This window comes from Sphingomonas sp. CFBP 13706 (assembly GCF_014842355.1).
Taxonomy (GTDB): domain Bacteria; phylum Pseudomonadota; class Alphaproteobacteria; order Sphingomonadales; family Sphingomonadaceae; genus Sphingomonas; species Sphingomonas aerolata.
The window spans coordinates 1-24,559 of record NZ_JACYVM010000023.1; the positions used below are offsets into that span (position 1 = coordinate 1).

The window sequence follows — 24,559 nt, forward strand, 5'->3', positions numbered from 1 at the left end:
GATTTTAAGCCGGTGCCAGCCGGCGCCGAGGCCGACTTCTTCAACACAATCGGGCGTTGGCGGAATGACCGGGATTGGTGGATAGCCGCCCGTCCGCTTTCGGGCAGCGATTGGCTCAAGCGGACGTTCGTTCAGGCTGTAGGCCAGAGGGCATCCGACGCATTCTGGTGCTCCCTGACTTGCTCCCCAGAAATCATGCCATTATTAAGTTTGCTCGTCAGATGGAGCCGAATGATGCGGCGAGCCTGATTTACCACAAATCAGATCGCTGGCGTGCTGCGCGAGCATGAAGCTGGCGTGAAGACGGCGAATTAGTACCGGAGTTACGGGATCAGCGATGCAATATTTTTCATCTGGAAGTCGAGTACGGCGGGATAACGGTATCTGAGGTGGCACGGTTGCGCACGGTGAAAGATGAGAACCCACGGCCGAAGAAGTTGCTGGCCGAGTCGATGCTCGACGTGTCGGCGCTGAAGGATTTCCTGTTAAACCCACCCGGTCTGCGGAGCGCTACGCTGCGGTGGAGAAGTTGATGGCCGATCGCGGCTTCTCCGAGCGTCGCGCCTGTAGGCTGATAGGGGTTAATCTGTCCGCATGGCAATACCAGCCGCGTCGCAGATAGGATGATGCTTTCGGCGTGGAGATGCGCGAGATCGTGGACGAGCGTCGTCGGTTCGGCTACCGGCGGCTGGCGATCCTGCTCAAGCACGGGGAAAGGCAGGAACTGGAAGAACGTGTATAGGCTGCATCGTGAGGAGCGGCTGAAGGTGCGTAAGCGTGGAGGCCGCAAGCGAGCTGGGCACTTGGGCGCCGTTGGCGATCCCGCAGAAGCCCAATGGGCGTAGGTCGCTCGACTTCCTATCGGACTCATTGGCCTGCTGTTCTGCTTGTTCAACGTCATCGACGACTACAGTGGGAGTGCTTGGCGTGCCTCATCGATACCCCGTTGTCAGGCCGGCGCGTCGTCCGGAAGCTGAGAGCCATCGCCGAACGGCACGGGCTGCCGTGCATCGTGGTCAGCCACATGGAACAGAATTGCAGCCAAAAGACTCTCCTGCCGGAAACTGCGACGCTATGTGATGTCTTAACCGAAAATGGGCCGGGACGGGCCTGAACGTTATAAAGTAAGGGCTCTGCCTGACGCTTCCCTCTCCCGCTAAGAAAAGCTAGCACTAGGGGATACAAGGGGGGAAAGCGGAATGCCTGCACAGGAAGCCATTTGGCTCCATATCTCGGATTTTCACTTCAAAGCCGGTGATCCATACGACCGCGACGTTGTGTTGAACGCGTTCCTCAAGTCGCTGCCAAACTTAATCGACCGGAGCGGCCGTCCTGATTTTGTCGTTGCCAGCGGCGATATAGCTAACTCGGGCCAGCCCGCCGAGTATGAAGCCGCGACAGCTTTCTTTGACAAGCTTTTGTCCATCTTGGAGCTTGCCAAGGATCGCCTAATAGTAGTCCCCGGCAACCACGACATCGATCGCAAGGCTGGACGAGGTATCATAAGAACGCTTTCGCCTGACGAGGCCGACGCATACTTCGACCCATCAGAAGAATTTATCCACATCGGAACGCGCCTAAGGGCTTTCGCGGCTTGGCATGATACTTACTTCGACGGTATTCGTGCACTACCTCGAAATTCAACCTGCGCACCAAACATAACACTTAGTCTACCCAATGGCGTTGTTGATGTTCTTGCAATAAACACTGCAGTATTTTGTTTCGACGACAACGACCACGGGAAGCTCTGGGTGGGCCGAAGGAGCCTTAGTGCTGCGTTGGACGAGAGCTCTCTGATCAACAACCGCCTAAAAATCGCCGTGATGCACCACCCACTCAACTGGCTAGCGGCTAGCGAGGCGGCGAACATCAAGGCAGCACTTCGCGCGGGTGTTGACTGCATTCTGTCAGGCCACCTTCACGAAACGGACATTGAACAAGTCGCTGGCGTTTACGGTGGCGCTACACACTTGAGTGCAGGCGCAATGTACCAGACCCGAAACTGGCCGAATACTGCAATGATGGTAAGTTGGTCAAAGAGCAAACTTGTAGTCACCCCGTTCCGTTATGAAGACACCCCGTCAGAGATATGGACAATCGATCCAAGTATCTTTTCCAAAAACCCAGATTTCAAGGGGCATTACAACCTCGATCGTCTAGGATCCGAGATTGCGCCAAGTCCGTCTAGCGCGAACTTAGTCGATGTTGGCGAACCAGCCGATCCATCGATCGCCACTATTAGGTCTTCCTCCAGCGCGATCCAGCCGAAGCAAGCAGAGTCCGACCTCCAGCAGGACTTATTTCTTACTCCTAGCGGTAAGCCACTGTTCGCAGAACCTCGCCTGATGACTAGTCCCATCGAAAGGGCCGATCACGACGACAGCGCAGAAGAGCTCAACATAGATCGCATCGTATCATCACGATCGTCATTTTTGATTGAAAGCCGTTCAGAATACGGAGGGTCGACGCTGTGCCGACTGATTGCGTCCCGGCTTTCCGTGGCAGGAGCGCAGGTTTTCAGAAAAGACGCTCGCGAGCTTCAAGCGTATCGGAAAAAGCTAGAAGCGGATTTTCATGGAATAGACGTCAATTTAAGTAACGTCTTGATTCTCGATAACTTTGATCCTGAGCGTCATGAACGGCTCTTTCGTGAGCTAAATGGAACCGGATGGTTTTCAAGATATATTATTCTTGTGCAAAATCGAACTCTCAGTCCCGTCAAGAGCTCGGATATATCAAACATCGGCGTAGAGTTTGAGCATGTCTACCTTTGGACACAATCACGTTCAGGAATTCGGCTGATGGCAGCCGAGCTTTTTCAATCCCGTGACGACCTATTTATTTCAAGCATTGTTGACAAGGTATACGAAGATCTATTGCGACTTTGTATTCCCTTAACGCCTTCGAATATTGTTATGTATCTCAGAATTCTGCATCGAGAGGGCGAATTTCACCCGCTCAATCGAGTTGACATCGTGGGCAGGTACGTAAGTGAAATGCTAAGACGGCCCAGCGATGCCTACGGCGAAACTTTCACCGGCAAAAACAAGGTCGACCTTTTGTGCTCCTTTACGTATCAGATGTACCTAGACAAGGTAAGTTCGTTTGATCGGCGATACTGGACAGAGTTCTCGACGAGATATCAAAAAGAGACCTTAACCGATTTTGACACAAAGGCTCTTCTCAACGAAGCGCTGGAAGCGCGAATTTTCTTAGAAATAGGGTCTACAATATTTCATAAATACAGTTTCTTTTATTCATACCTTCTCGGAAAGTATATATCGAACCGGACGGACGCTTTGGCCGCATTTTTGACAGACGAGGAGTACCTGAGAGTCCCCGGGGTAGTCGATGTTATATCAGGAGTCAGTGCTGACAATACGAGCTTGGTTAAGGCTTTGACCGATAAGCTACAGGAGCAATTAACGCAGTTTGATACCAAATACTTTCCTCGTCAATTTGACCCTTTGGCTGGAGCACTTTGGCCAACTACTGAGGGTGAAGACGAGAAGCTTTGGAAGCCGATCGCTGCTCAGATTGAAGCCGGGCCGAAGCCAACAAGCGAAATCGATGAGGTAAAGACATCATTGCTTGCGGAGAAACGAACCGCCACGCAGGAAGTTAGCCTCGCTAAATATTCTCAGCTTGAGTCGGCTCTCTTCGAATGCACTGGGATACTGATAGACGCGTTGCGCAATGCCGACGACGTCCAGGGAGACTTGAAGTTGAGAGCCTTGGAGGCGATCCTCCAGGCAAGGCATGTCATATTCCAGGTCGGGTCTCTCCTAGCGCCGGCGCTCGCTTCTGAGCGCTACTATCAGTGGGGTGGAATCGCTTACCTCAACTTCAATAAGGTCGGTGGCGATCCTGACTCCCCGCAGGCAAAGTTATCAATTATCGACACGCTCAGCTACTCAGTGGCAAAGCAAACTGCGGAGATATTGGGAACACGAAAATTAGCGGGCGTGTTCAGAGCTGAGGCTGAGAAGGTTTCAAAGATAGGATTCGTAGATATCATGCTCTTTCATCTCGTGGTAAATGCACGAGGAGTTGGTTGGGAGGACACTGCTCGCGAACTTATCAAAAAAGCCCCCCGCGAGTCATTTTTCTTATGTATGATGTCTGACGCTTTGACTGAGGTTGGTAAACATGAGATACTCCAGTTACGTGATCGAAGTAGCTTTAAGCAGCTGATATCGATTATTAGCGCAAATAGAACCTATAAAAAGGAAATGCCGGGCGCGAAGGCAGTTGCCCGGCGTATGCGCTTCCTAGATAAGAAGGGTTATCTTGAGGAACTAGTTGGAAAATCGACAGATTAGACCTTACTAGGCCTCAGACGCATTTACATCCAGAAGGCGACAGCCGTAGCGAGAGCTACGGCTGAGAGGAAGTTGGCGGCGAGCTTGTCGTAACGGGTAGCGATGCGGCGGAAGCCTTTTAGGCGGCAGAAGGCATTCTCGACGAGGTCGCGGCCGCAGTATCGTTGTTTCTCGTAGCGAATGGTTCGCTTCGGTGGCTGCGTCCAGGGATGACGGGATGGCGCCTGCCTCACGGAGAGAACGGTGCGGGCTATCGGCATCGTAGCCTTTGTCGCCGAGCAGGTACCGCATGCGACCGGCGCGTTCGAGAAGGGCAGGCGCTGCCCTGATGTCGCTGACGTTGCCCGGCGTCAGTATCAGCTCATAGGGACGACCGACGCGGTATGCTGCGAGGTGATCATCGCGGGTTGCTCCGCACTAAATTCGCTTCCCCGGGGGTTCGTCCAGAACGTATTTGTACGGGGAAGCGCGGCTAAGCCCAAGCAAGGTTCTCGATCCGCTTGTTTAGCAGGTCGTTCGGAAAGGCACGGATGAGCAACGACTCGACGTTGTTGATCATGGCGTCCGCAACTCGATAAGCACTTACGTACTCCGCCAGTTCGTGCAGCCTGACATTGACGCTGCGGATTTGCCGCGACACCTCATCCGACGTGCGGAAATCCTTCCGGCTCTGCAGATGGTTGACGCGCAGGATGTTTTGAAGGCCACGGTCCCGATTGTAGGCGTTATGCAGCTCGGTCCATAGCGACTGGTTACGCGCCTTGCCTGCGTAGAGTGCTCGCCCACGACTGTCGTAGAAGAGATATCCGCCACTATGCTCCTCCAGTTCGGCCCTGAGCCCCGTTAGGTACGGCAGATCCTCTCCATCCTCGTCCTTGATGGAAAAAATACAATAACGCTCACCGTTCCCGTATGGGCAGGGTGCGATCTTGAAGAACTCAACGATCGGCTGGATCACGCCATTGTGGGTACGCTCTTCCGAGGCGCGGTCGACCGACAGTAGCAGCTTGGCGATCTGCTCCGGCGTGACTTCCTGCCGCTTCTTCCAATTCGTCAGATGTGTGACACTCATGCCCAAGCGTTCTGCAACAGCGCGGTCGGTCGCTGGCCGCTCGCTGCCTCCGGTGATCGCGCGACGTACCTGCTCGATTAGTTCGGCTCCAGTCATGCGTCCCCCTAACGTGATCGATAGCCCAGATTTGCTAGTCCTTGGGCCTACTTCTTCATATCCGCGAACCGCTCGGGTTTTCGCTTTTTTGCAAGGCGCTTGAAGAAGGGCGACCGGAAACTGCGTCGGCCAACCCTTGAAAGTGACGTGGAGCGAACTTGATCGCGTTCCGTTTGTCACCTACCTAGGTGTCGAAAACAACGGATGTTTGCAACGTGGCTGAAAGTCTGGAGGAGCGGCTCTACAATCGCCTGCAATCGGGGGAAACCGTCGAGATGGCGGCCCTCGAGGGCGGGGGAAGCTACGATTCTGCCAATCGGGCCCTGCGGAGCCTGGTCAAGAAGCGGAAGGCCGTCCGGGTTGGTCGTGGTCGTTATCGGGTAGCGCGTGGCGCTTCGAGCTCTACCGGCTCCATTAAGGATTCGATCACCCGCAAGGTGAGCCGATCCTCCCGCAACGTCTTCCTGCGAGCCGACTTCGACAGCCTCGGTAGCTACGACTCCGTGGGTCGCGCCCTCAAGGGACTCGTTCAAGAGGGACGGCTGATGTCGGTCGGATACGGTCTCTACGCCAAGGCCGCGCCGTCGCCGTTCACGGGAAAGCCGGCTCCGGTCGTCGGGATCAAGCTACTGGCCACGGAAGCCCTGCGTCGGCTTGGTAAGACGGTCGGCCCTTCCGGCTTCGAGACGGCCTACAACGAGAAGCGCTCAACGCAGGTCCCCACCGGCAGAGCGATAGCCGTAAAGGACCGGGTCTCGCGGCGCATCGGTTACGACGGCAAGTATGTCATTCTCGAACGCTCCTGATCGTCGCGTTCTCGGTCGGGTAGCCGGTGCACTCGGGGTCGACGAGGCCTTCGTCGAAAAGGACTGGTTCGTCGTCCAGGCCATCCGCATGCTGGTCGCCTGCGGCACCGACGACATCCAACCGGTCTTCTCCGGCGGAACATCGCTCCTGAAGGGCCATGGCCTGATTAATCGCTTCTCCGAGGACATCGACTTCAAACTCGTCCTGTCACCGGCTTTCGAGGAGCTTTCTGGAAACCAGCAGTCGAAAAGGCTGAAGGCATTTCGAGAAGCCTTAGCTGGCGCCTGGACAGAGCAGGGATTTATCCTGAACGACGTCCAGTCTCGCGACAGCTACCGCTTCATTCAAGTCGAGATGAGATATCCGACCGTGCTGTCCGGGCATCCTTCCCTCCGACCGCACATCCTGGCGGAGATTTCGGCCAAGCCGCCGAAGATGACGGCCATCGTACGCCCTTTGCGATCCTTCGTCGCCCAAGCGGCAAAGGCGGAGGAAGAGGTAGCCGCCGCACCCTGCGTCGACCCCGTGGAAACGGCGGCCGATAAGCTGAGCGCGCTTGCTTGGCGTGTCGCCGCACGCGACCGGAACGCCGAAACCGACGATCCGACGATCATCCGCCATCTCCATGACCTCGCGGCGCTGGAGAACGCGATCACCGGCTCGGCGGAGTTCAGCCCGCTGGTCCTGAACGTTTTTCAGGCCGACCGGCAAAGAGGCGGCGGGGTGCTTGCCGAGATGCCGCCTCCGGGTCGCCTCGCAGCCCTGCGCGAGCGGCTAGGGCAAGACGCGCTCTACCGCGAGGAGTATGACCGCTACGTCGCGGCAATCGCCTTCGCTGGGCCGCCTGAGGTATTGTCCTTTGATCTCGCCCTAACAGCCCTAGAACGGATTAGCACCGAAGCGCTGGCTACGTGGGCCTACTAGGTCCGCCCGGATGCTGGGTAGGTTCGTCCAGCAGCTGGAGCAGGCGAAGTTCGCGAGGCTGCTGAGGGTCAGGACTCGTTGATCAAAGCCAGAAGATGACGGTGGCAGCGAGGGCGATGGCGGACAAGAAGACCGTCGGGCACCTATCGTAGCGGGTCGCAACGCGGCGCCAGTCCTTCAGCCGTCCGAACATGATCTCGATACGGCTACGGCGCCTGTAGCGGCGTTTGTCGTATTTGATGGGCTCAAGCCGAGACCTCCGACCTGGGATGCACGGCTGGATGCCCTTGGCCTGTAAGGCATCCCTGAACCAGTCGGCGTCGTAACCGCGGTCGCCGAGCAGCCATTGCGCCTTCGGCAGATCGTCGAGCAATGCGGCCGCACCGGTGTAGTCGCTGACCTGTCCGGCGGTCATGAAGAAGCTGAGCGGACGGCCGTTTGCGTCGGTCACGGCATGGAGCTTCGTGTTCATGCCGCCTTTGGTGCGACCAATCAGGCGCCCGAGATCCCCTTTTTAACCCGCAGGCTCGATGCTGTGCGGTGCGCCTTCAGATACGTCGCGTCGATCATGACGGTCTTTGGGTCGGCATCAGCGGCAGCCAGGCCCTCCATGATGCGGAGGAACACACCCATCTCACCCCACCGTTTCCAGCGATTGTAGAGCGTCTTGTGCGGGCCGTAGTCGCTGGGCGCATCACGCCAGCGCAGCCCATTGCGGTTCACGAAAACGATGCCGCTTAACACCCGCCGGTCGTCAACTCGCGGCTTGCCATGGCTATTTGGGAAATATGGCCGCAGGCGCGCCATCTGCTCCTCCGTCAGCCAGTACAGGTCGCTCATCCTCAGTCTCCTCACGGAGCCTGAATCAGATCGCGCCTCTCACATCAATGGGTCCTGACCCGAGGTACCGTCTTCGAACCGGCTTGCATCCCGAACCTCATCAAACGCCCCTCCGGGCGGTCGACACGCCCGAAGGGGCCGGTCGCGAAGGAAGTACAGCGATGGATTGACCTTGTGACGGGCAACTACCGGACGTGCAGCTTCGGTCTTAGGCCCCAGAAACGCCGGAAACTAACTCATCGGGAAGGCCGAGGAGTTCGTTCGTAGGCTCCCGCGGACCATGGCGGTTCCCAGGCGGTTGGTCGGAGGGCTAAATCGCCGGCTCCGAGAAGGTACAGGCAGGAGCGATGAAACCGACGATGATAAGCATGGAGCTGCTGGCTTCCACATATGCTGAGCACCGTCACAACCTTCCTCAGCTCGTGTTCCCGGACGTTTGGGCGAATGAATGGATGTCCGAAGCCTGGGGGAACGACAACACGCGCTGAATGGCCGACTATGGGTCTACCCCTTCGCTCGCCCGTCGAGCGACGAAAGCAGTGAAGAATGCAGATTGCCGCCAACCATGCAATCCGGGCATGCTGGTCTCGCTTTTGGAGAGTGTTTGATGCGACTATCGACGGTGTTCGCGCGATTCTACAAATCGTTCAACTACGACCGCATCCGTAAGGCGCGACCGGATGGGAAGCCTCGGGGTGACTGGGAAGTTTTCAGGGGACAGTGGTTTCCTTACGTTGAGGTAAGGATCGACGAGCGCCTCACCACCGTTGTCGGTGCTAACGAGTCTGGCAAGAGCCACCTATTGAGCGCGATTGAGAAAGCGGTCTCTGGAAAGGGTTTCGTACGTCGAGACCTCTGTCGCTACAGTGAATTCTTCGGCGTAACAGAGGAAGAAGCCTGCTTTCCGCATCTCGGTGTCGCCTGGTCCGGCGTTACCCCGGAGGAATGGGAGGGCATTCGCAACGTCCTAGGCCTATCCGGTCCGACCTCCACGACGTTCATGATGTTCCGCGAAGGTCCGGATCTTCTGACCGTCTGGACGCCGCTGTCTGACGGCTGGCAGCCGCATGAACTCGATCAAGCAACAGCGTCGCGTTTCGCAACGCTGTTGCCCGCCACTTTCAGGATTCATTCGGACGTGGCACTGCCTGACAGCGTTCCATTCAGCTGGATTGTCTCCGGCAATCCTGCGGGCGGAAGACGGATCCGGCCATCGCTGCTCGACAGGGTATCCTCGCTCACAAGCATGGTGGGAGGCGACGCCTCCTCGGTAAGCGTTAACGCGGTGGGCATATTCGGCGTTCTTCGGCCACTGATCGACGAGATGGGTCAGAACGAGAGCGCGGGCGATCGTCGTGCGCTTGATCTTGCACGGAGCCTCCTGGTCGATCTTGCAGGCATCGATCCGGTGGCAGTAGGGGAACTGGCGAACGCCATCGCCGACGGTGCCGAAGGTTATGCGAACGCCCTGGTCGAGCGCATCAACGCTCAGATCGAGCAGGCGTTGAACTTCAGACGCTGGTGGGTGCAGGATCGGGATTTCTCCCTTCGTGTGGCTACCAGAGAGCACGATCTCGTCTTCACAATCCGGGATCGGACAGGCACGGAGTATACCTTCGCAGAACGCAGCAGCGGACTGAAGTATTTCCTCTCGTATCTGATTCAGTCGCAGGCCCATCGTCCGATCACGAGCGAGCGTATTCTGCTAATGGACGAGCCGGACACCTATTTGTCTGCCGAGGCTCAGCAGGACCTGATGCGCATCCTTCGGGATCTCTCTGAGGATCAGCCCGACCGACCTGCCGTCCAAGTTGTGTACGTGACGCATTCGCCGTTTCTGATCGACAAGAACCATGCGGAGCGCATCCGGGTGCTCGAGAAGGGGCGGGGTCGCGACGGAACGCTGGTGGTCGATAACGCGGCCCAAAACCATTACGAACCGCTGCGTTCCGCCTTCGGTGCCTATGTTGGAGAGACGGCGTTCGTCGGCTCCGCCAACCTTCTCGTCGAGGGGGTAACCGAACAGGTCCTGCTCGCGGGCGCCTCGCGCGCAATCCGGAAGGCGGGACGGACGGAAAACGAATCTCTCGATCTCAACGGCATGGTGATTGTGCCGTGCGGGTCCGCGAGTCACGTGCCTTACATGGTTCATCTCGTGCGCGGGCGCGACGCGGAGAAGCCGCCTGTCATAGTGTTGTTGGACTCGGACGGTGCCGGCGACGACGCACTCAAACTGCTGAAGCGCAAGCCGTTGAGCGGACTGCTTCCAGCCGATTTGGTCCTGCAACTTGGAAAGGTGGCGCAGGATGTCGATGGTATTGCGGAGATCGAGGATATGCTCCCTGCGGCGCTCGCGGCTGCGGCTGCGAATCTCTGCCTACGGGAACTCGCGCTGCATCGAAGTGGTGCCGGGGTCACCGTCACCCCCGCAGAACTCGAAATCAGGCGAGCCGGGGTTGGCCTGTTTGATCGGCTCGACGAGGTGCTGGAGGGGAAGAACGCGCGGGTCGAAAAGCTGCCCTTCGCGCGCGCGGTCGTGAAGCTGTGCGAGGATCCGGTGGAAGGTGATGCGTCGGATGTCGCGATTTACCTCGATAGAATGGCCAAGCTCTTCATCGAATTAAACAAGATGCGCCGCAAGGCGGAAACCGCGGCGGGACTTGATCGCCTAAGTCAACTTGTTGACCGGGAGCAGCAGCTGTTCGCCATGGACCATAAGCGCTCAACAACCCGGGAGGAGGTCGAAAACCTTCTGGAGAAGATCGAGGGCATGCTCGACAGCTCTATCGAAGCCGAGGCGATCCAGCGTGCGGCACATCGCGTTCGACGTAAGCATGGCATCGAGGCGGGTTCGAAAGAGCCAGTTGCCGACTTTTCATCGCTTATGTCAGAGCTCGCAGCGCTCAAGGATGCGTTGAGGATCGAGCGGACTGCGGAAGTGCAGCGGCTTGAGACTCAACGGGCGGTAACCCCCGATTCCAGCCCGGCGATTGCAGGCGACGAAAGCAGCAACAGCACCGAAGGGGCGGGCGCATAGAAGCGCGCAGCCGGAGCCGTTGCGGCGCGCACCCTAGCTGCTCGAAGGGGGTGATCAGCGGCCTCCATGCTGTTCAGATCGTCGTTCTTTCGGTTCGTCGACGTGAACAAGTAGCCGAAGTTGGAGAACGGCTACGAGACCGCGAATGTCGCCTTCTGGGTCTTCAAAGCGGTACCGTCTACCGCCCGTCCTTCGTGACGAGCCTGCCGCCCGTCCACGCTACGACGGGCGGCACCTTAAAGTTGACGTGCGGCGCCAATATCACTTGGGGAAATGGATCCCACAAAGCTTATTGCCATCGGGGTCGCGAAAATAGGCGAGCTCGATCGTCCCCATCGACGCAGTCTCCCTTGGGCCAGGCGGGGCCTCGATCGAGGTGCCCCCATTGGCAACTGCGGCATCGTGAAGCTGCTTTACTTGCTCAGGTGAGTTGCATGAAAAGGCGACGGTACTGCCGTTCGCGACGGTCGCAGGTTCATCGTTGATTGGCTGGCTAACGATGAAGTTCGTTCCGTTGCGATTATTGTAGATGAGCCGGGTGTGGCCGCTGTCGGCGATATTCCGCATCGGTTCACCTACACCGAGTGTGCCAAGCACCGTATCGTAGAATCGCTTCGATCGTTCGATGTCGTTTGATCCGACCATAGTATGAAACAGCATGCTTGTTCTCCTGCTCAAGGCGTTATTCAATAGATACGGGTGATGAGGACGCTACGAGCGGTCATCCAGTTCCGAAACACCGCTCTGCCCGTCGGCGTAGGCTGCCATGAAGGCCGGCCGGGTCTGCCACCGCCGCCAGAACGCGTCGATATGCTCAAAACGCTCGTCCAGCGGGGTGGCGTTCACCGGGTATTTGGAAAACGCGATCGCGGTGGCTAGCGTGATGTCCGAGAAGGTCGGTTTGTCTCCGCCGAGCAGCCACGTCCGCCCGTCGGCAAAATGCCGGTCGACCAGTGCTGCATGCGCAAGCGCCACTTTGCGCGAATGCTCACCCCATGCGGCGTTGTGCGTCAGTTCCAACTTGGGCCCGAGGCCCTGGTGCAGGACGTGGAAGGCGGTGACGATCGGATAGAGGATGTGGACCCAGACCCGGTTGTCCCACATCTGGTCGAGGCCGCGCTCGATCGGCGTCTCGCCCATGACCTTGCGGCCTTCGAAGCTGTCGTCGAGGTAGCGCGCGATAGCCGACGTCTCGCTCAGGAACGACCCGTCCGCCAGCACCAGCGTCGGCGTTTCGCCCCACGGGTTCATCTTCAGGTGTCGCCACCCGCGCTGTTCACCCACAGGCGACATGTCGTACACAGTTTCGGTAAACCGGTCGGCGATGCCCTTCTCGTGCATGAAAATGCGCAGCCGCTGTGGATTAGGGAAAGCAGAAGGGGAGGTGAAGAGCGCCAGCGTATCGGCCATGGGAGGTCTCGCTTTCATCGATCATATCACCTGCCTGTCAGATGACAGGTATGTATCTGCGGCGTAAAACTTGCCTCGTCAATCCCTGTCTGGCATATGACCGGTGGAGGCGTGACGATGGCGGCAACGACGAAGGAGAATACGCGGGAGGCGATCCTGCTGGCCGCACGCGAGGCGGCGATGACGCGCGGCTACGGCGGCATCAACTTCCGCGACCTTGCCGCAACGGTCGGCATCAAGGCGGCCAGCATCAACTATTATTTCGCCAACAAGGCGTTGCTCGGTGAGGCGGTGGCCCGTCGCTACCAAGTGGATATCGCCCGCGATCTCGAGGCGATATCCACCGACGCGAAGGACGCGAGGGACGCGTTACGACAATACCCGAGCATCTTCCGGGCGTCTCTGGAGCGTAACAATCGGATGTGCCTCAGCAGCTTCATGGCGGCCGAGCGTGACGAGCTGCCTGAGCCGGTTCTCAAACAGGTACAGGCTTTCGCCGACGTCAACGTGGCGTGGCTCAGTAAACAGCTTGCCGCCGCAGCGATTGGATCGCCGGAAAGCGCCGAGGCAAGAGCGCGCGCAATCTACGCGGCAGTTGCCGGCGCACAGATCATTGCCCGCAGCAGATCCGACATCGCCGTATTCGATGCCCTGGTCGAAAGCTACCGCGCGGCCGGGCCGCTCCCCAGCTAGCTCCTTGTGCTGTCCGAATTCGCGTAGCTGCACGCTCGACAGACATGAACCAATGACCGGTATGGGGACTGGCGGGGTGAGGGCTTAATGACCGTTTCTGGGTCTCTCCGGCCACTAAGCTTTCACCTCAGCGCGGGAGAGCCAAAACTAGAGCTTGGTACTCAGTTGGCAAACCCGCAGCCTTATGGGCCATCTGCGGTACCGTCTCCCGAAGTTGCGCAGCGGGGCGTCCGTAGAGAAACCCTTGACCAAGCTGACAACCTAGCTGCCGTAGGCACAATGCCTGTGCCTCGGTCTCAATTCCTTCAGCAACGACCTCTTTCCCGAGGCCGCGGCCCAAACCAATGATGGCGGTCACGATAGCCATCGTTCCCCCGTCGGGTTGATCCATGCCGGATACGAAGGAATGATCGATCTTGATGCGGTCCACCGACACTCGGCGAAGATGTACGAGAGAGGCATATCCCGTTCCGAAGTCGTCGAGGGCGATACATACTCCAGCGTCATGCAGCATCTGCAGGTTCGCAATGATGCTATCTGCTGCCCGATCAAGCATTACTCCTTCTGTGACCTCGACACAAAGAGACGCTGCGGAGACCCCGTAGTGGGCCAACCGGTCGAGCACCCGCTTGCCTGCGCGCGGTCCGGCCAGCTGGGCCGAGGTAAAATTGACACTAAGCACCCCGATCTGATCGCCGTGGTCGCGCAACTGGCGCAGCGCAAGTTCCAGAACATGCTCCTGGATACGCAGTCCGATCCTCTCCGCCACGAGCACATCCGCAAACCGATCCGGCGTCATGAGGCCATGTTCAGGATGGTTCCAACGCAGCAGCGCTTCATGGCCACAAACGGCTTCAGTCGTGAGCGACACGATCGGCTGCATGTACAGCCGGAACTCACCTCGCTCGAGAGCGGCTTCCGCATCGAGCGCGTAGCCGGTTTGGAGATCGCGTAACGCACGGTGCAGTGGATCGTAGCGACAGTATCGCGCCCGGCCGAGGCGCTTTGCGGTGTAAAGTCCGAGATCGGCGTTCTGAAACAGCATATCCACCGCTTTGCTGTCGTCCGGAAAACGTGCAGAGCCGACACTGAGCGAAATCGCACAACTCTGGTCCGCATGGTGCCAGGTCTGGCCCTGCAGGGCACCGATGGCATTAGCGAGCGCTCTTTCCAAAGACAGATCGCCTGGGCATAGAATTGCAAACTCGTCGCCGCCGACCCTGGCGACGTGAGAGCCGTGAATTCGCCCGACGGTAATTGAAAGCGCCGACGCCACACAACGAAGCAAGGCGTCACCGCCGGCATGCCCCAAATGGTCGTTAGCGGCCTTAAGAAAGTCCACGTCGATTAGAAACAGACTGAATGGTGTGCCGCTGGAAACAAATTCGTGCGCGTTTGCCTGAAAGGCGGCGCGGTTGCCAAGCCCCGTCAGGAAATCGGTCTCTGCGGCAATCCGCAGCGTTTCCGCCTCTGTAATGGCAATCTCGCGACGTCGGTGCGCGCGTTCGAGATCGCCTCGCATCAGGTGAAACCGGTCTGCGATGGCAAGCGACAATATTAGCGCCTCGAAGGCGAGCGCAGCGAACGTCGCCATGTCCACGGCATCGCTCTGCGGTAAGAATCCAAGGTTGCGTGCGAGCCGGGCCAGAAACACGCAGATCACCGGTCCCCAGCCGATCATGTAGAACCAAACTACGCGGCTGCCGCGCCGAATAGCAATCCAGCAGGATACCGCTATAATCACGGCTGTGGCCGCAATCACATAATTGAGCAGGCGATCGGTCAGGACGACAGGCAGCCACCTGTCCGCCGCGGCCATCAACCCCAGCACGGCTCCCGCACTTGAAAGCAGACGGCCAGCGGTCACCAAGGGCCGCGGCAGGATGCCTACTTCGATCACGGCAAAGAAGAACATGTTGCCGGCTGCGACCATCAGTCCAACTAGCACGAAGTCTAGCCGAACTACCAAGGGGCCGACCAGACCCGGGACCACGAACGCGGCAACGTTCGTCCACGTCAGGCCATAAGCGAGGGCTACGGCGACCCAAAGGAGGTACCAACGTTGAAAAGCGTGGCGTTGCCCCGTATGAATAACCGCATTGTAGAGCAGTGCCGACAGCAGCGTTCCGGCGAAGACTCCCATGAGCAGCAACCACGTCACTTCCTCGGCGGGTGTTGCCGAGTTGGGTGTCGCGACGATCTTCCGCATGAGCGAGAGGTCGTCGGGGTGGCGGAACCCAAGGTAAAGACCGTGAACGTCGCGACCGGGCGTCTCAATCGTAAATCTCAGTAGGCCACCGGGCGCCCAGTGGTCCTTCAACTCGGAGTGCATACTGGTTTGACGCACTGCGCCACTTGCGCTGGTAACAACTACCGCGATCCGGTCGAACCGTGTCTGATCGACCAACAGCTTCCAATCAGGCGGAAGATTGTGCAAGCGGGAAGCGTCTAGGCGCAGCCAAAGCCAATCGCCGCCGTCGCTCGGCGCGTCGGTGCCGCAACGGTAGCTAGCAGCTGCCACCGCCGCATTCGTAGCAAGGTCGGCAAGTGTCGTGGTGCAGGCTGCTTGACGCAAGTCGATACCTACCGCCGACGCCGGCTGCGGCACTAAGCTTAGAACGAAGAGCAGCAATCCACGCCATATACTTTCAGACTTCGATGCCACTCTCGCGGCCCCCACTGCCAATCTGCCCCGATGACGCGCTAGCGCCGATACCCTAACAAGTGCTAACTATTTCTTTTGTTGGACGGCACAGCCACGCCGCTTGCATGCCAAGGCTACGGTGAGCCTGAGTCGATCAATGCTTGAGGCGTCGTAGCCACACAGGCCGCCGTGCAAATTTTCAATCTAAGTTTTCAGACTATCGCGGATCATGCGCACATCACGGCGTTTAAGGTATTGCTCTCCGACGCCTTTGCAGGCGGAGCTTCCTTCGTGCTCACTGGAAAGGCCGCAACGGTTTAACGCTTCGACAGAGCTTACGGCAGATGTTGTTTTCGACGACGCGGCTTGTTAGCAAAAGGCCTCTGAGGCACCGGCAAAACTGGCCCTGAACTCAGCTCATTGCGTGTTGCAGCAAAGCCGCATGTTTGGCTCGTAGCTTGCCTGGGTTATCGCCGCCAGTCAGATGGTCAAAACCCTGAAGCTGAACGAGCGGCTGATTCCGGGAGGTGGCGACGGAACTCTGAATGTCGCTTTCTGGGTCTGGCCGGAAGTCGGAAGGCGGGGTGCGTTCGCCCTTAAACCGTCGTTCGATGAGCGAATACATAAAGCCAGAAGCTGCCGTTCGTTCAGCTCGAACGCGGCGGTCCAGTTGTATTTGCTAGGCTGCCACGCCCAGTTCATATCGGGAGCGCCCTGAGGGGCCCTCCCGATAGCGGATCAGACAGTCACGACGATCTTGCCGATCTGCTCGTTGGACTCGAGGAAGCGGGTCGCTTCCTGAATCTGGTCGAACGGGAATGTTCGCGACACCAGCGGGTCTAGCTTGCCGCTTTCCAGACCTTCGATGATGAAGGCCTTGGCTCGCGCAAGCGCACCGTCATCACCGACGATCTCTGTGTAGAGATAGCCCTTGATCGTCAGGCTCTTGCCCAGCACGGCGAACTGCGGGAACGGACCGTCGTCTGGGCTTAGGGCACCATATTCCAGCAGAATGCCGCCCACAGCCATGACCTCGGCAAATTGGGCGATGGCAGGACCGCCGATCGGATCGAATACAACGCGGGCACCCTTTCCGTTGGTGATCTCCTTCACACGTTCTGCAAGGTCGCCGTCGGCGGTGGCGATCACATGATGAGCGCCGGCATCAGTCAGCGCCTGCGCCTTGGCGTTCGTGCGGGTGGTCGCAATCACCGTCGCGCCGACGCTGCGAGCCACCTGGATCGCTGCGATGCCGACGCTACTCGATGCGGCTGACACAATGACGAAGTCCTTTGCGGTGACCTTCGCCTGATCGATCAGCGCACCCCAGGCGGTGACATACTGCATCCAGGAGGCGGCTGCCTTCTCAAACGAGAGGGCGGTAGGATGCTTGACGACGTAGCGCGCCGGGATGTTGATGATCTCGCCGTAGGTAGACCAGCGCGACATATCGAGCGTCGGGATGACGCTAACGGCGTCGCCCTCCGCGAAGCCCGACACGGCGCTGCCGGCGGTCTTGACCATGCCTGCGGCTTCGTAGCCAAGCCGTGAGGGGAACTCCGCTTCTTGCAGGTACGCGCCGTTGCGGAACATTACCTCTGCGCGGTTCAACCCGATCGCTCTGACTGCGATCTGCACCTCATCGGCTTCAGGTGCAGGAACCTTGATGTTATCGATGCGCAGCACGTCTGCGGAGCCGTATTCGTGAAAGCGTACAACGCGGGTCATGGTCTGATCCTCTGGTAGATAGATGGCTATCGGAATGGAGCGGTTCGGGCGGCGTTTACATATTGATGGCGCGCACGAGGCGAACGCCCCAGTCCTCGTCAGGGTTCGTAGTGCCGTCACCCAATCGCTCCTGCATCACCGCGACCGCCAGGTCCCGGCGTTTGGGGAGCCTGTCCTTCTCCGCAGCGTCGAGAGCCGCAGGAATCTCGGCGAGGGTCAGGTCGGTGCAATAGACCGGGGCGCCGGCCTGCTGACGCCAAGAGGCCGAAAGCGAGCCGGCATCGAAGGCGTCCAGGCCGGTATCGCTTACCAATTCCATCGTAACCTGCCGATCGCGCTCCCGATCGGCTGCAACGGGAATGGCGATCCGGTCCGGTGTCCCTGCTGGCTTGTACTTCTTCGCGAGCGACGCGGAGCCGATCGCATTCCATGCCTTTGCGATCAGACGGCCAAGTTGCTCGGCCACCCACAGGCTTTCGACCTGTCCGTCTTCGATTGCCTGGATCTTGGAGTCCCGGAACGGGTAATAGTTGGAGGTGTCGATCACAACCGTCTCGTCAGGCAGGCGTGCCACCAGCGGTGCAATTCCGGCTATGCGGTTAAGAGGTATTGAAAGGATGATGACTTCAACGTCGGTCAGCGCGTCCTCCGTTGTCACGGCGCGGGCGCCGGCTGACAGGAGCTCGGGATCGATCGTCTCGGGCCCGCGCGAGTTGGCCACTTTTACCTCATGGCCCGCCTCGCTCAGCCTGGTGACGAGTGTCTTGCCGATATGCCCTGTCCCAAGAATGCCAATCTTCATGTGTCGTTCCTCTGCGATCATTGCTTCGCACCGGAAATTATGGTCAGGTACCAGAAGTGACAAGAACCCACCGAAAGGTGGGTTACCCACCAAAAGGTAAGTGACCTATGCAGCGTGACTGGCAATGCGAGGACCCACAGCAGCAGCTTGTCTGGGCTGCGGCAACGAGCGAGGCCCTCCGCGTCCTCGAGGGAAAGTGGAAGATGGTGATCATCTTCCAATTGTTTGCCGCACGGGCGCCTTTGCGCTTCTCCGAGCTAGAACGACGTGTCGAAGGCGTGAACCAGAAAATGCTGATCCAACAGCTAAAAGAATTGGAGAAGGATGGGATCGTCACCCGGACGATCTATCCTCAGGTTCCTCCCAGGGTCGAATACGCGCTGAGCGAAATCGGTCTGGCACTTGGGCCGTCTATTGAAGCCCTTATCGATTGGACATTCATGCGGCGCGAGACTGAGACGTCGGCTAGATTGGAAGAACAAGGGTCCCTTTAGACGTCAGCTTATTCGATCGAAGCACCAAAAGCGGATGGCCGCTTTCCTCTCCCTTCACGGAATTCGCAAGCGGATAGCCGCCCTTCGAAATCGGTCATTCGCAAAGATGAACCAGCGTCCGAAGTTGGGAAGCGAGGGGAGGGGCGTGAGTGTCCGATAGTGTAAAGGAAATCGGGCACCGGCAGGTGTACGATATCCTCCAAAGCAGGAAGCCGCGGGCCGCGGATGCTGGCCTATGGGGTTTTCGGTTTTCGCCCTGGTTTGAGGCGCGTGCAACAGCTGCCCGGGCGGGCATCTGTGGGCTGGAAGAAGGCCGTCTGGCGCTGGGTTTGGCTTGGATTCTGGCTTCGACGAAGGCGTGAGATGTTGGTCGGCACGCGGAGCGGCATCGTCGACGCGAGCGTCATTATGGTAACTACAGGGATGTGCTACGAAGCCGGAATGCAGGATAAATTGGACCAGCCGGCAGGCGGCGCATGAGCGAGATTGTCGTCCACCGTACAGACGGGGAGCCGCTGCCGGTCCGCACAGCGCGCGGGTTGGTCGAGCCAATCGATGCCCGTGTTACCCGGTTGCTTGGCCTTGCGCTGCCCGCTGATGCCGGCCCTGTCAGTGAGATCGGCTTCGCCGCGCAGCTTGGCGCTATGGCAGCAGCGAGCAAGGCGGCACTGGCTTCGGACCTGGCCTGCTATCTACGCTGGTGTGAGGACATCCTTGTCGCCCCGCTGCCCGCAGAGCCCGAAAATCTGGTCCGCTACATCGCCATGCTCGAAGCGCAAGGCGCTAAGCCCGCGACGGTCGCCCGGCGGGTTGCCAGTCTTGCCACCGCACACGGCCTGTCAGGAATGCAGGAGAGGGGGCATGCGCCCACCAGCCACGTCATGGTCCGCGCCGCGCTCAAGGGCCTGCGCCGACGGCGTGGCGCTGCTCAGCGCCAGGCGGCCCCGTTGCGCTTCGGGGCCTCGCTAGATCCTCATACCAAGGGGTTCACGTTGACCGCGCTGCTTGGCGCCTGTGGCGGCGATTTGCAGGGCTTGCGCGATGCCGCACTGCTGTCGCTTGGCTATGACGCTGGATTGCGCGTCAGCGAGCTCGTCGCGGTCGCCGTCGCGCACATCGATCCACATAGCGATGGTTCGGCGCTCTTGTTCATCCCATCATCGAAGACCGATCAGGAAGGGCAGGGGGCCTGGGGCTGGCTGTCCGCAGACACGATGCGCCGGGTCGGTACCTGGCTGGTAGCGAGTGCCATCACCGAGGGGCCGGTCTTCCGCCGCGTCGGGGTCGATCGACGCCGTCTGCGCGCCGCGGTTCCGCCAATGGCGTACGAGGCGATTCCAGGGCACACGCGGCACTGGCAGGAGAAGCTCCGTGGCAAGAAGGCCGAACCGGCGCGGACGGTGTATACCGTTGGTACGACCTCACTGAGTCGGCAGGGCGTTAATGGGATCTATCGGCGTGTGGCGCTAAGTGCATTTGATCAGGGGCTGGTCGAGATGCCGATCGGCAAAGTTGAGGAGGCCGCACGCGCTTTGTCGAGCCATTCGCTGCGCGTCGGGCTCACACAGGACCTGTTTGCGGCCGGCGAGGACGGCGTTGGTATTGCGCAGGCGCTGCGCTGGTCATCGCCGTCAACGGCGCTGCGTTATGGGCGGCAGCTCGCAGCCAGAAGTAATGTCGCGGCGCGCGTATTGTCTCGCATCAGGAGTTGAAGATGAGAATAAAGGCAACCTAGGTGCCGGCGACCGACTTGGCGACGTTGTAACGCGTTTTAACGGCGATGGTCGATTATTGTTGGTAGTCGGTTTGATATCTATGTCGAATACTTGGTCACTATCGGGTCCCACCGGATATCTGATATATAGTCAAACAGAACCAAATAACATCCAAAACAGGTGGTGTGATCTATCGCTTTGATCTGCCCCTTAAAGAAATATAAATCGGCGATGTGATAGGCTCTGTTCCCATGGGCTTTTTTAAAACCGATCCACATCATGAAGGCGATGATACCGTAAGCATCCTGCTTCATTTTCAGAACGCGATTCTGGAGCTGATTGCCAAGGGTGCAGGGCTTGCGCCAACCTGCACCACACTGTGTGCCGAAGTGGAGCGGATCCTCCCTGAGGTGATCTGCTCAGTCCTAACCGTCGATTTAGCTGGGATGCTTCATCCGCTTGCCGGCCCAAGCCTTCCGGAAACATATTCCCAAGCCTTGGATGGTATGTCAGTTGGTCCGTTAGCTGGCTCGTGCGGCACAGCTGCGTATTTAAAAACAGATATCAGCGTTGTTGATATCGAAACCGACGCCCGCTGGACGCAGTTTAAACACCTTGCACTTCCGCACGGGCTTCGCGCATGTTGGTCTAGTCCGATATGTGATGCAGACGGTCGCGCGATCGCGACATTTGCTTTCTACTATCCTAGCGCCCGAGGACCGACGGCCTTCGAACGCGAGGTGGTGGCCAACTGCGTTTACCTAACTCAAATCGCCATCGAGCGTCATGAGCGTGTCCTCGAACACCAGCGCCGCGCTTTTACTGACGCCTTGACCGGTTGCCCTAATCGGGCCGCTTATCATGTCGCACTTTCCAAACTCGAAGGCGCTGCGGTCGGCAGTTGGGCATTGTTCGTCATTGATCTCGATAATCTTAAGGTTGTGAATGATACGTTCGGTCATCATGCAGGTGACAGGCTTCTGCAGGTCGCCAGCGATAGGATTTCAGCAACGGTCAGCCCTGGGCGGACGTTTCGCGTAGGGGGCGACGAGTTTGCTGTCATTCTCCAGGCTACTGATGCCCTTCGCGACCTGAAGAAAATCGCGGATGAGGTACTAGGCACACTCTCGGTTGCTGCCGACTGCGGCGGGCATAGCATAGTCCCGCGCGCTACTATCGGAGGCGCTGCGCTCTCTCATGACGACGTCAGTGTGGCGAGTGTTCGCCAGAATGCTGACTTTGCCCTCTACCACGCCAAAGAAACAGGTCGCGGCGACTTCGTACGATACTGGGCAGGACTCCGCTCGAACATGACGCGGCGTATGGGGGCGATCAGGGACCTGAGCGCGGCTTTGCGAGAGGACCGGATTGAGGCGCATTATCAGCCGATCTTCCGACTCGACACGCGGGAGATCGTAGGACTGGAAGCGCTTTGCCGCATGCGCATCGGCGACAATATGGTCTCGGCTGCCTCTTTTCATGAGGCGACTGTCGACGCCCAGGTTGCGACCTCGCTCACTGCCAGGATGATGACCCTTGTCGCCGCTGACCTGCGCCGATGGTTGGATTTGGGTATTCCGTTCCAACATGTCGGTATCAACGTCTCGTCTGCGGATTTGAGTGGTGGTGCCGTCGGACAGGTTTTGGCCGCGGCGCTTGAACACGAGCGGGTTCCTCTCGATCACGTCATTCTCGAGGTAACCGAAACGGTGTACATGGGACGTGGCGACCAAGCGATACAGCAAGCGATCAGGTCACTACGGGCTAGTGGCATACGGGTCGCGTTGGACGATTTCGGAACGGGTTTTGCATCGCTGACGCATCTGCTCACGGTTCCCGTCGATGTTATCAAGATCGACAAATTGTTCGTTGACCACCTCGAACCCGACGGGGTTAGCGTGACCATCGTCGAAGGCCTTATCCGTACCGCGAAAAAAATGGGCATTAGGATCGTGGCCGAGGGGATAGAAACTGAAGAGCAAGTCGAGCAGCTTCGCGCGATCGGCTGCGCATTAGGGCAGGGGTACATCTTCTCACCCGCGGTCAATCGCGATACGACGACCGCTCTTCTTCTTGAGCATGCGCAGGGCATCGCGCGACTGCCGATTGCGACGCGATCGGGCTTTGGCTGATTGACGATCCAGCGTTGAAAGGACTGGAGCACTCAGCGGCAGGATGGCGGATCGGTTAGCCTAAGATGCTGGTCGTAACCGTCGCTAGTGTCGACATATTACTGAAAGCATAGATCATGCAGTAGCGTACTGGCGTGAGCGATCGGTTGACGATCACCTGCTTAACAGGCCCTACGGAACAGACAGCGGTCCCGGTAACTGCCGAGGGAACCATGTCAGGAGGGCGTCTGAGAGCGCCGTAGCGACAACGGTGGGATCGCCCGTTCGTGTGCCACTAGCGCGCACCGTGGTCGCCTGCCCCGTCCATACGACGTGATTGTCGCGGCGCAGCGATACCGTCACCTGGAGACGGGTGACGATCAGACCGCGCAATTGATCCTTCCCCGAAGGCAAAGTCAGCGACAGGCCTCCAAGGCCCGCTGCCATGCCCGGTCGGTCTGATCGGTCGTTGCCGGACCGGACGACGCCGCGCTGTGTCTGCGATACCTCAACCTTGGCGACGTAAAGGCTGTGGTTTGCGTCGGGCAGGGGCAGGAAGGCTGTTCGAAGGAGGGTTCGCTGAACGGCGTCCGTGAACGTTTTCGTGATAGTGGGAGACGTGGTCGGACTGTCAGCAGCAACGATCGCTATCGTGCCCGGCGGCACCACGGATCCGGCAACCGGAGATTGCACTAGGGCTGCGGCCGCAGCGAACAGGAGAACGTACATCTGACAGGCGCCGATCAATTACAGGAGTGAGGAGCGCCAACGGCATCGCGCTGGCAATCCGCGTTAAAGGTGGTGATAAACCGTGATCGAATGCCGATCGTGATCGCGCTCTCCGTTCGAGAGCCCTCTATTCGAGCTTCTCGACATGTCGATCAGCCCATTCCTTGCCCTCATCGCCTCCCCAAAGAAGCCAGGCGATATAGCCGGCAGAAGGATCAGTGTCCGATCCCCACTCATGTGTTTTACCGTCTTTATCGACCTCGTGACGTGCGAAGTAGCTGTGCATCGACTTCATATCTTCGGCGGTCACATCGTCCTGCGCGGCCAGTTGTTCGGCACGACGAAATCCGACGTCCGTGCCGCCTCGTCCGAAATCGTCCCGCAACTTTAGCCCCTTCTTCGCATTAGCGGCGATTTTAGCAGTTGGTTTGAACGTATTGGACATCATGCTCTCCCTGTAGCAGCGTTCAAAACGCCTAGACTTTGGAACATATCCCTGAGGGTGTAGCGGCGGAATTTGCCTGTGGTCATCTCGGGTGATGCTGGATGACTTGGCCATCGGGTCGGGCGGCCGAGATGGTATTCTAGGGGCTGGGTGTATTCCAACAGTAAGCATTTGATTCGCTGAATTGATGGCAAACTCGCCTCGTTTGAAAGGTTTTAGAGCGAGCAACGAAGATCGACATGGTGATCCAACAGCCGAACAGTTTACCTGACGACGTTAAGCCAAAGCCGCACGACGCAAATAGCGCTGCGACCGTTTTAAACGATGTACAAATGACCGAAATGCCGGGGGGTGGGGGGTGGGCGTTGCCAATGCCGCGGATGGGGAAAACTCAGTGATGGTGCAACTCTGCACAGCCCTATCGACGTGGCAGTTCCGCATGGCGGTGGTGGTAACCCAAATCGTGAGGCGCATCTTAGGTCTTTGAATGATGGCCCCGAGGAGCCGCATTCCAATTTGGACTGATCACCCTACTGAACGACTGCAGCTGGGGACTCTCGCATGGCCTTGAATGCGTTCTCCACGGTCCGCCGACAATATCACCGGAACCCGATGTTCTTACTTGCATTACTTATCCAGTGATGCTGTCACTGCTCACCTGCCCTATTCACGCCGCATATTCGAACTAGA

The 24,559-nt window shown here is 58.5% G+C and carries 18 protein-coding genes and 1 pseudogene; 9 read left to right on the forward strand and 10 right to left on the reverse strand.

Annotated features, from left to right (window positions below):
- On the forward strand, positions 1-249 hold a 249-nt coding region (locus tag IFS44_RS21965; RefSeq protein WP_206757887.1), incomplete at its 5' end, for a hypothetical protein.
- Positions 250-349: 100 nt separating this feature from the next.
- Here IFS44_RS21965 and IFS44_RS21970 read toward each other — a convergent pair.
- The gene (locus IFS44_RS21970) at positions 350-709 is read right to left on the reverse strand and encodes a hypothetical protein (RefSeq protein ID WP_206757888.1); all 360 of its coding nucleotides are present in this window, start codon (positions 707-709) and stop codon (positions 350-352) included.
- Between the two features lie 490 nt (positions 710-1,199).
- Here IFS44_RS21970 and IFS44_RS20250 point away from each other — a divergent pair, with 490 nt between their 5' ends.
- Entirely contained in the window at positions 1,200-4,322 is a 3,123-nt protein-coding gene (locus IFS44_RS20250; protein ID WP_192099842.1) for a metallophosphoesterase family protein, read from the forward strand.
- A 6-nt stretch (positions 4,323-4,328) separates the two neighbouring features.
- On the opposite strand, the pseudogene IFS44_RS23015 reads toward IFS44_RS20250, so the two are convergent.
- A pseudogene (locus tag IFS44_RS23015) lies at positions 4,329-4,688 on the reverse strand (transposase); the annotation flags it as partial.
- A 106-nt stretch (positions 4,689-4,794) separates the two neighbouring features.
- On the reverse strand, positions 4,795-5,490 hold the full coding sequence (locus IFS44_RS20265; protein WP_192099843.1) for a hypothetical protein: 696 nt from the start codon (positions 5,488-5,490) through the stop codon (positions 4,795-4,797).
- Positions 5,491-5,705: 215 nt separating this feature from the next.
- Between IFS44_RS20265 and IFS44_RS20270 the strand changes: the two genes are divergently transcribed.
- Complete coding sequence (locus IFS44_RS20270) at positions 5,706-6,296, forward strand: hypothetical protein (RefSeq protein WP_342366517.1); 591 nt, start codon at positions 5,706-5,708, stop codon at positions 6,294-6,296.
- Positions 6,274-7,221, forward strand: a complete 948-nt coding sequence (locus tag IFS44_RS20275; protein ID WP_192099844.1) for a nucleotidyl transferase AbiEii/AbiGii toxin family protein — start codon at positions 6,274-6,276, stop codon at positions 7,219-7,221. The genes IFS44_RS20270 and IFS44_RS20275 overlap by 23 nt, the downstream gene beginning before the upstream one ends.
- A gap of 82 nt (positions 7,222-7,303) precedes the next feature.
- On the opposite strand, the gene IFS44_RS20280 is transcribed toward IFS44_RS20275, so the two are convergent.
- Positions 7,304-8,061, reverse strand: a protein-coding gene (locus IFS44_RS20280; protein WP_192099845.1) for an IS5 family transposase whose coding sequence is annotated in 2 segments (ribosomal slippage) — positions 7,304-7,728 and positions 7,728-8,061 — 759 coding nt in all. Because the reading frame shifts where the segments join, the coding sequence is not laid out codon by codon here.
- A 607-nt stretch (positions 8,062-8,668) separates the two neighbouring features.
- Here IFS44_RS20280 and IFS44_RS20285 point away from each other — a divergent pair.
- Positions 8,669-11,098, forward strand: coding sequence for an ATP-dependent nuclease (locus IFS44_RS20285; RefSeq protein WP_192099846.1), 2,430 nt, complete (start codon positions 8,669-8,671; stop codon positions 11,096-11,098).
- Positions 11,099-11,359: 261 nt separating this feature from the next.
- Here IFS44_RS20285 and IFS44_RS20290 read toward each other — a convergent pair whose 3' ends face one another.
- Together IFS44_RS20290 and IFS44_RS20295 are read right to left on the reverse strand one after the other, a co-directional pair.
- On the reverse strand, positions 11,360-11,758 hold the full coding sequence (locus IFS44_RS20290; protein ID WP_192099847.1) for a VOC family protein: 399 nt from the start codon (positions 11,756-11,758) through the stop codon (positions 11,360-11,362).
- A 51-nt stretch (positions 11,759-11,809) separates the two neighbouring features.
- The gene (locus IFS44_RS20295) at positions 11,810-12,508 is read right to left on the reverse strand and encodes a glutathione S-transferase family protein (protein WP_192099848.1); all 699 of its coding nucleotides are present in this window, start codon (positions 12,506-12,508) and stop codon (positions 11,810-11,812) included.
- Between the two features lie 117 nt (positions 12,509-12,625).
- On the opposite strand from IFS44_RS20295, the gene IFS44_RS20300 reads away from it, so the two are divergent.
- Entirely contained in the window at positions 12,626-13,201 is a 576-nt protein-coding gene (locus IFS44_RS20300; protein WP_192099849.1) for a TetR/AcrR family transcriptional regulator, read from the forward strand.
- Between the two features lie 127 nt (positions 13,202-13,328).
- On the opposite strand, the gene IFS44_RS20305 is transcribed toward IFS44_RS20300, so the two are convergent.
- The 3 genes from IFS44_RS20305 to IFS44_RS20315 form a co-directional block, all read right to left on the reverse strand.
- Complete coding sequence (locus IFS44_RS20305; protein ID WP_192099850.1) at positions 13,329-15,833, reverse strand: putative bifunctional diguanylate cyclase/phosphodiesterase; 2,505 nt, start codon at positions 15,831-15,833, stop codon at positions 13,329-13,331.
- A 750-nt stretch (positions 15,834-16,583) separates the two neighbouring features.
- Positions 16,584-17,573, reverse strand: a complete 990-nt coding sequence (locus tag IFS44_RS20310) for a zinc-dependent alcohol dehydrogenase family protein (protein WP_192099851.1) — start codon at positions 17,571-17,573, stop codon at positions 16,584-16,586.
- A 55-nt stretch (positions 17,574-17,628) separates the two neighbouring features.
- Entirely contained in the window at positions 17,629-18,396 is a 768-nt protein-coding gene (locus tag IFS44_RS20315; protein ID WP_192099852.1) for an NADPH-dependent F420 reductase, read from the reverse strand.
- 86 nt (positions 18,397-18,482) lie between these two features.
- On the opposite strand from IFS44_RS20315, the gene IFS44_RS20320 reads away from it, so the two are divergent.
- From IFS44_RS20320 to IFS44_RS20330, 3 genes are all read left to right on the forward strand, one after another.
- Positions 18,483-18,869 (forward strand): winged helix-turn-helix transcriptional regulator, encoded by a 387-nt coding sequence (locus IFS44_RS20320; protein WP_192099853.1) that lies wholly within the window; start codon positions 18,483-18,485, stop codon positions 18,867-18,869.
- A 476-nt stretch (positions 18,870-19,345) separates the two neighbouring features.
- Positions 19,346-20,581 carry an integrase gene (locus tag IFS44_RS20325; protein WP_192099854.1) on the forward strand — a complete coding sequence of 412 codons (1,236 nt, stop codon included), beginning with the start codon at positions 19,346-19,348 and terminating at the stop codon, positions 20,579-20,581.
- 254 nt (positions 20,582-20,835) lie between these two features.
- Positions 20,836-22,716: a sensor domain-containing phosphodiesterase gene (locus IFS44_RS20330; protein ID WP_244650480.1), complete on the forward strand. Its 1,881-nt coding sequence runs from the start codon at positions 20,836-20,838 to the stop codon at positions 22,714-22,716.
- Between the two features lie 835 nt (positions 22,717-23,551).
- Here IFS44_RS20330 and IFS44_RS20335 read toward each other — a convergent pair.
- Positions 23,552-23,869, reverse strand: a complete 318-nt coding sequence (locus IFS44_RS20335; protein WP_192003136.1) for a hypothetical protein — start codon at positions 23,867-23,869, stop codon at positions 23,552-23,554.
- Between the last annotated feature and the right edge of the window lie 690 nt (positions 23,870-24,559).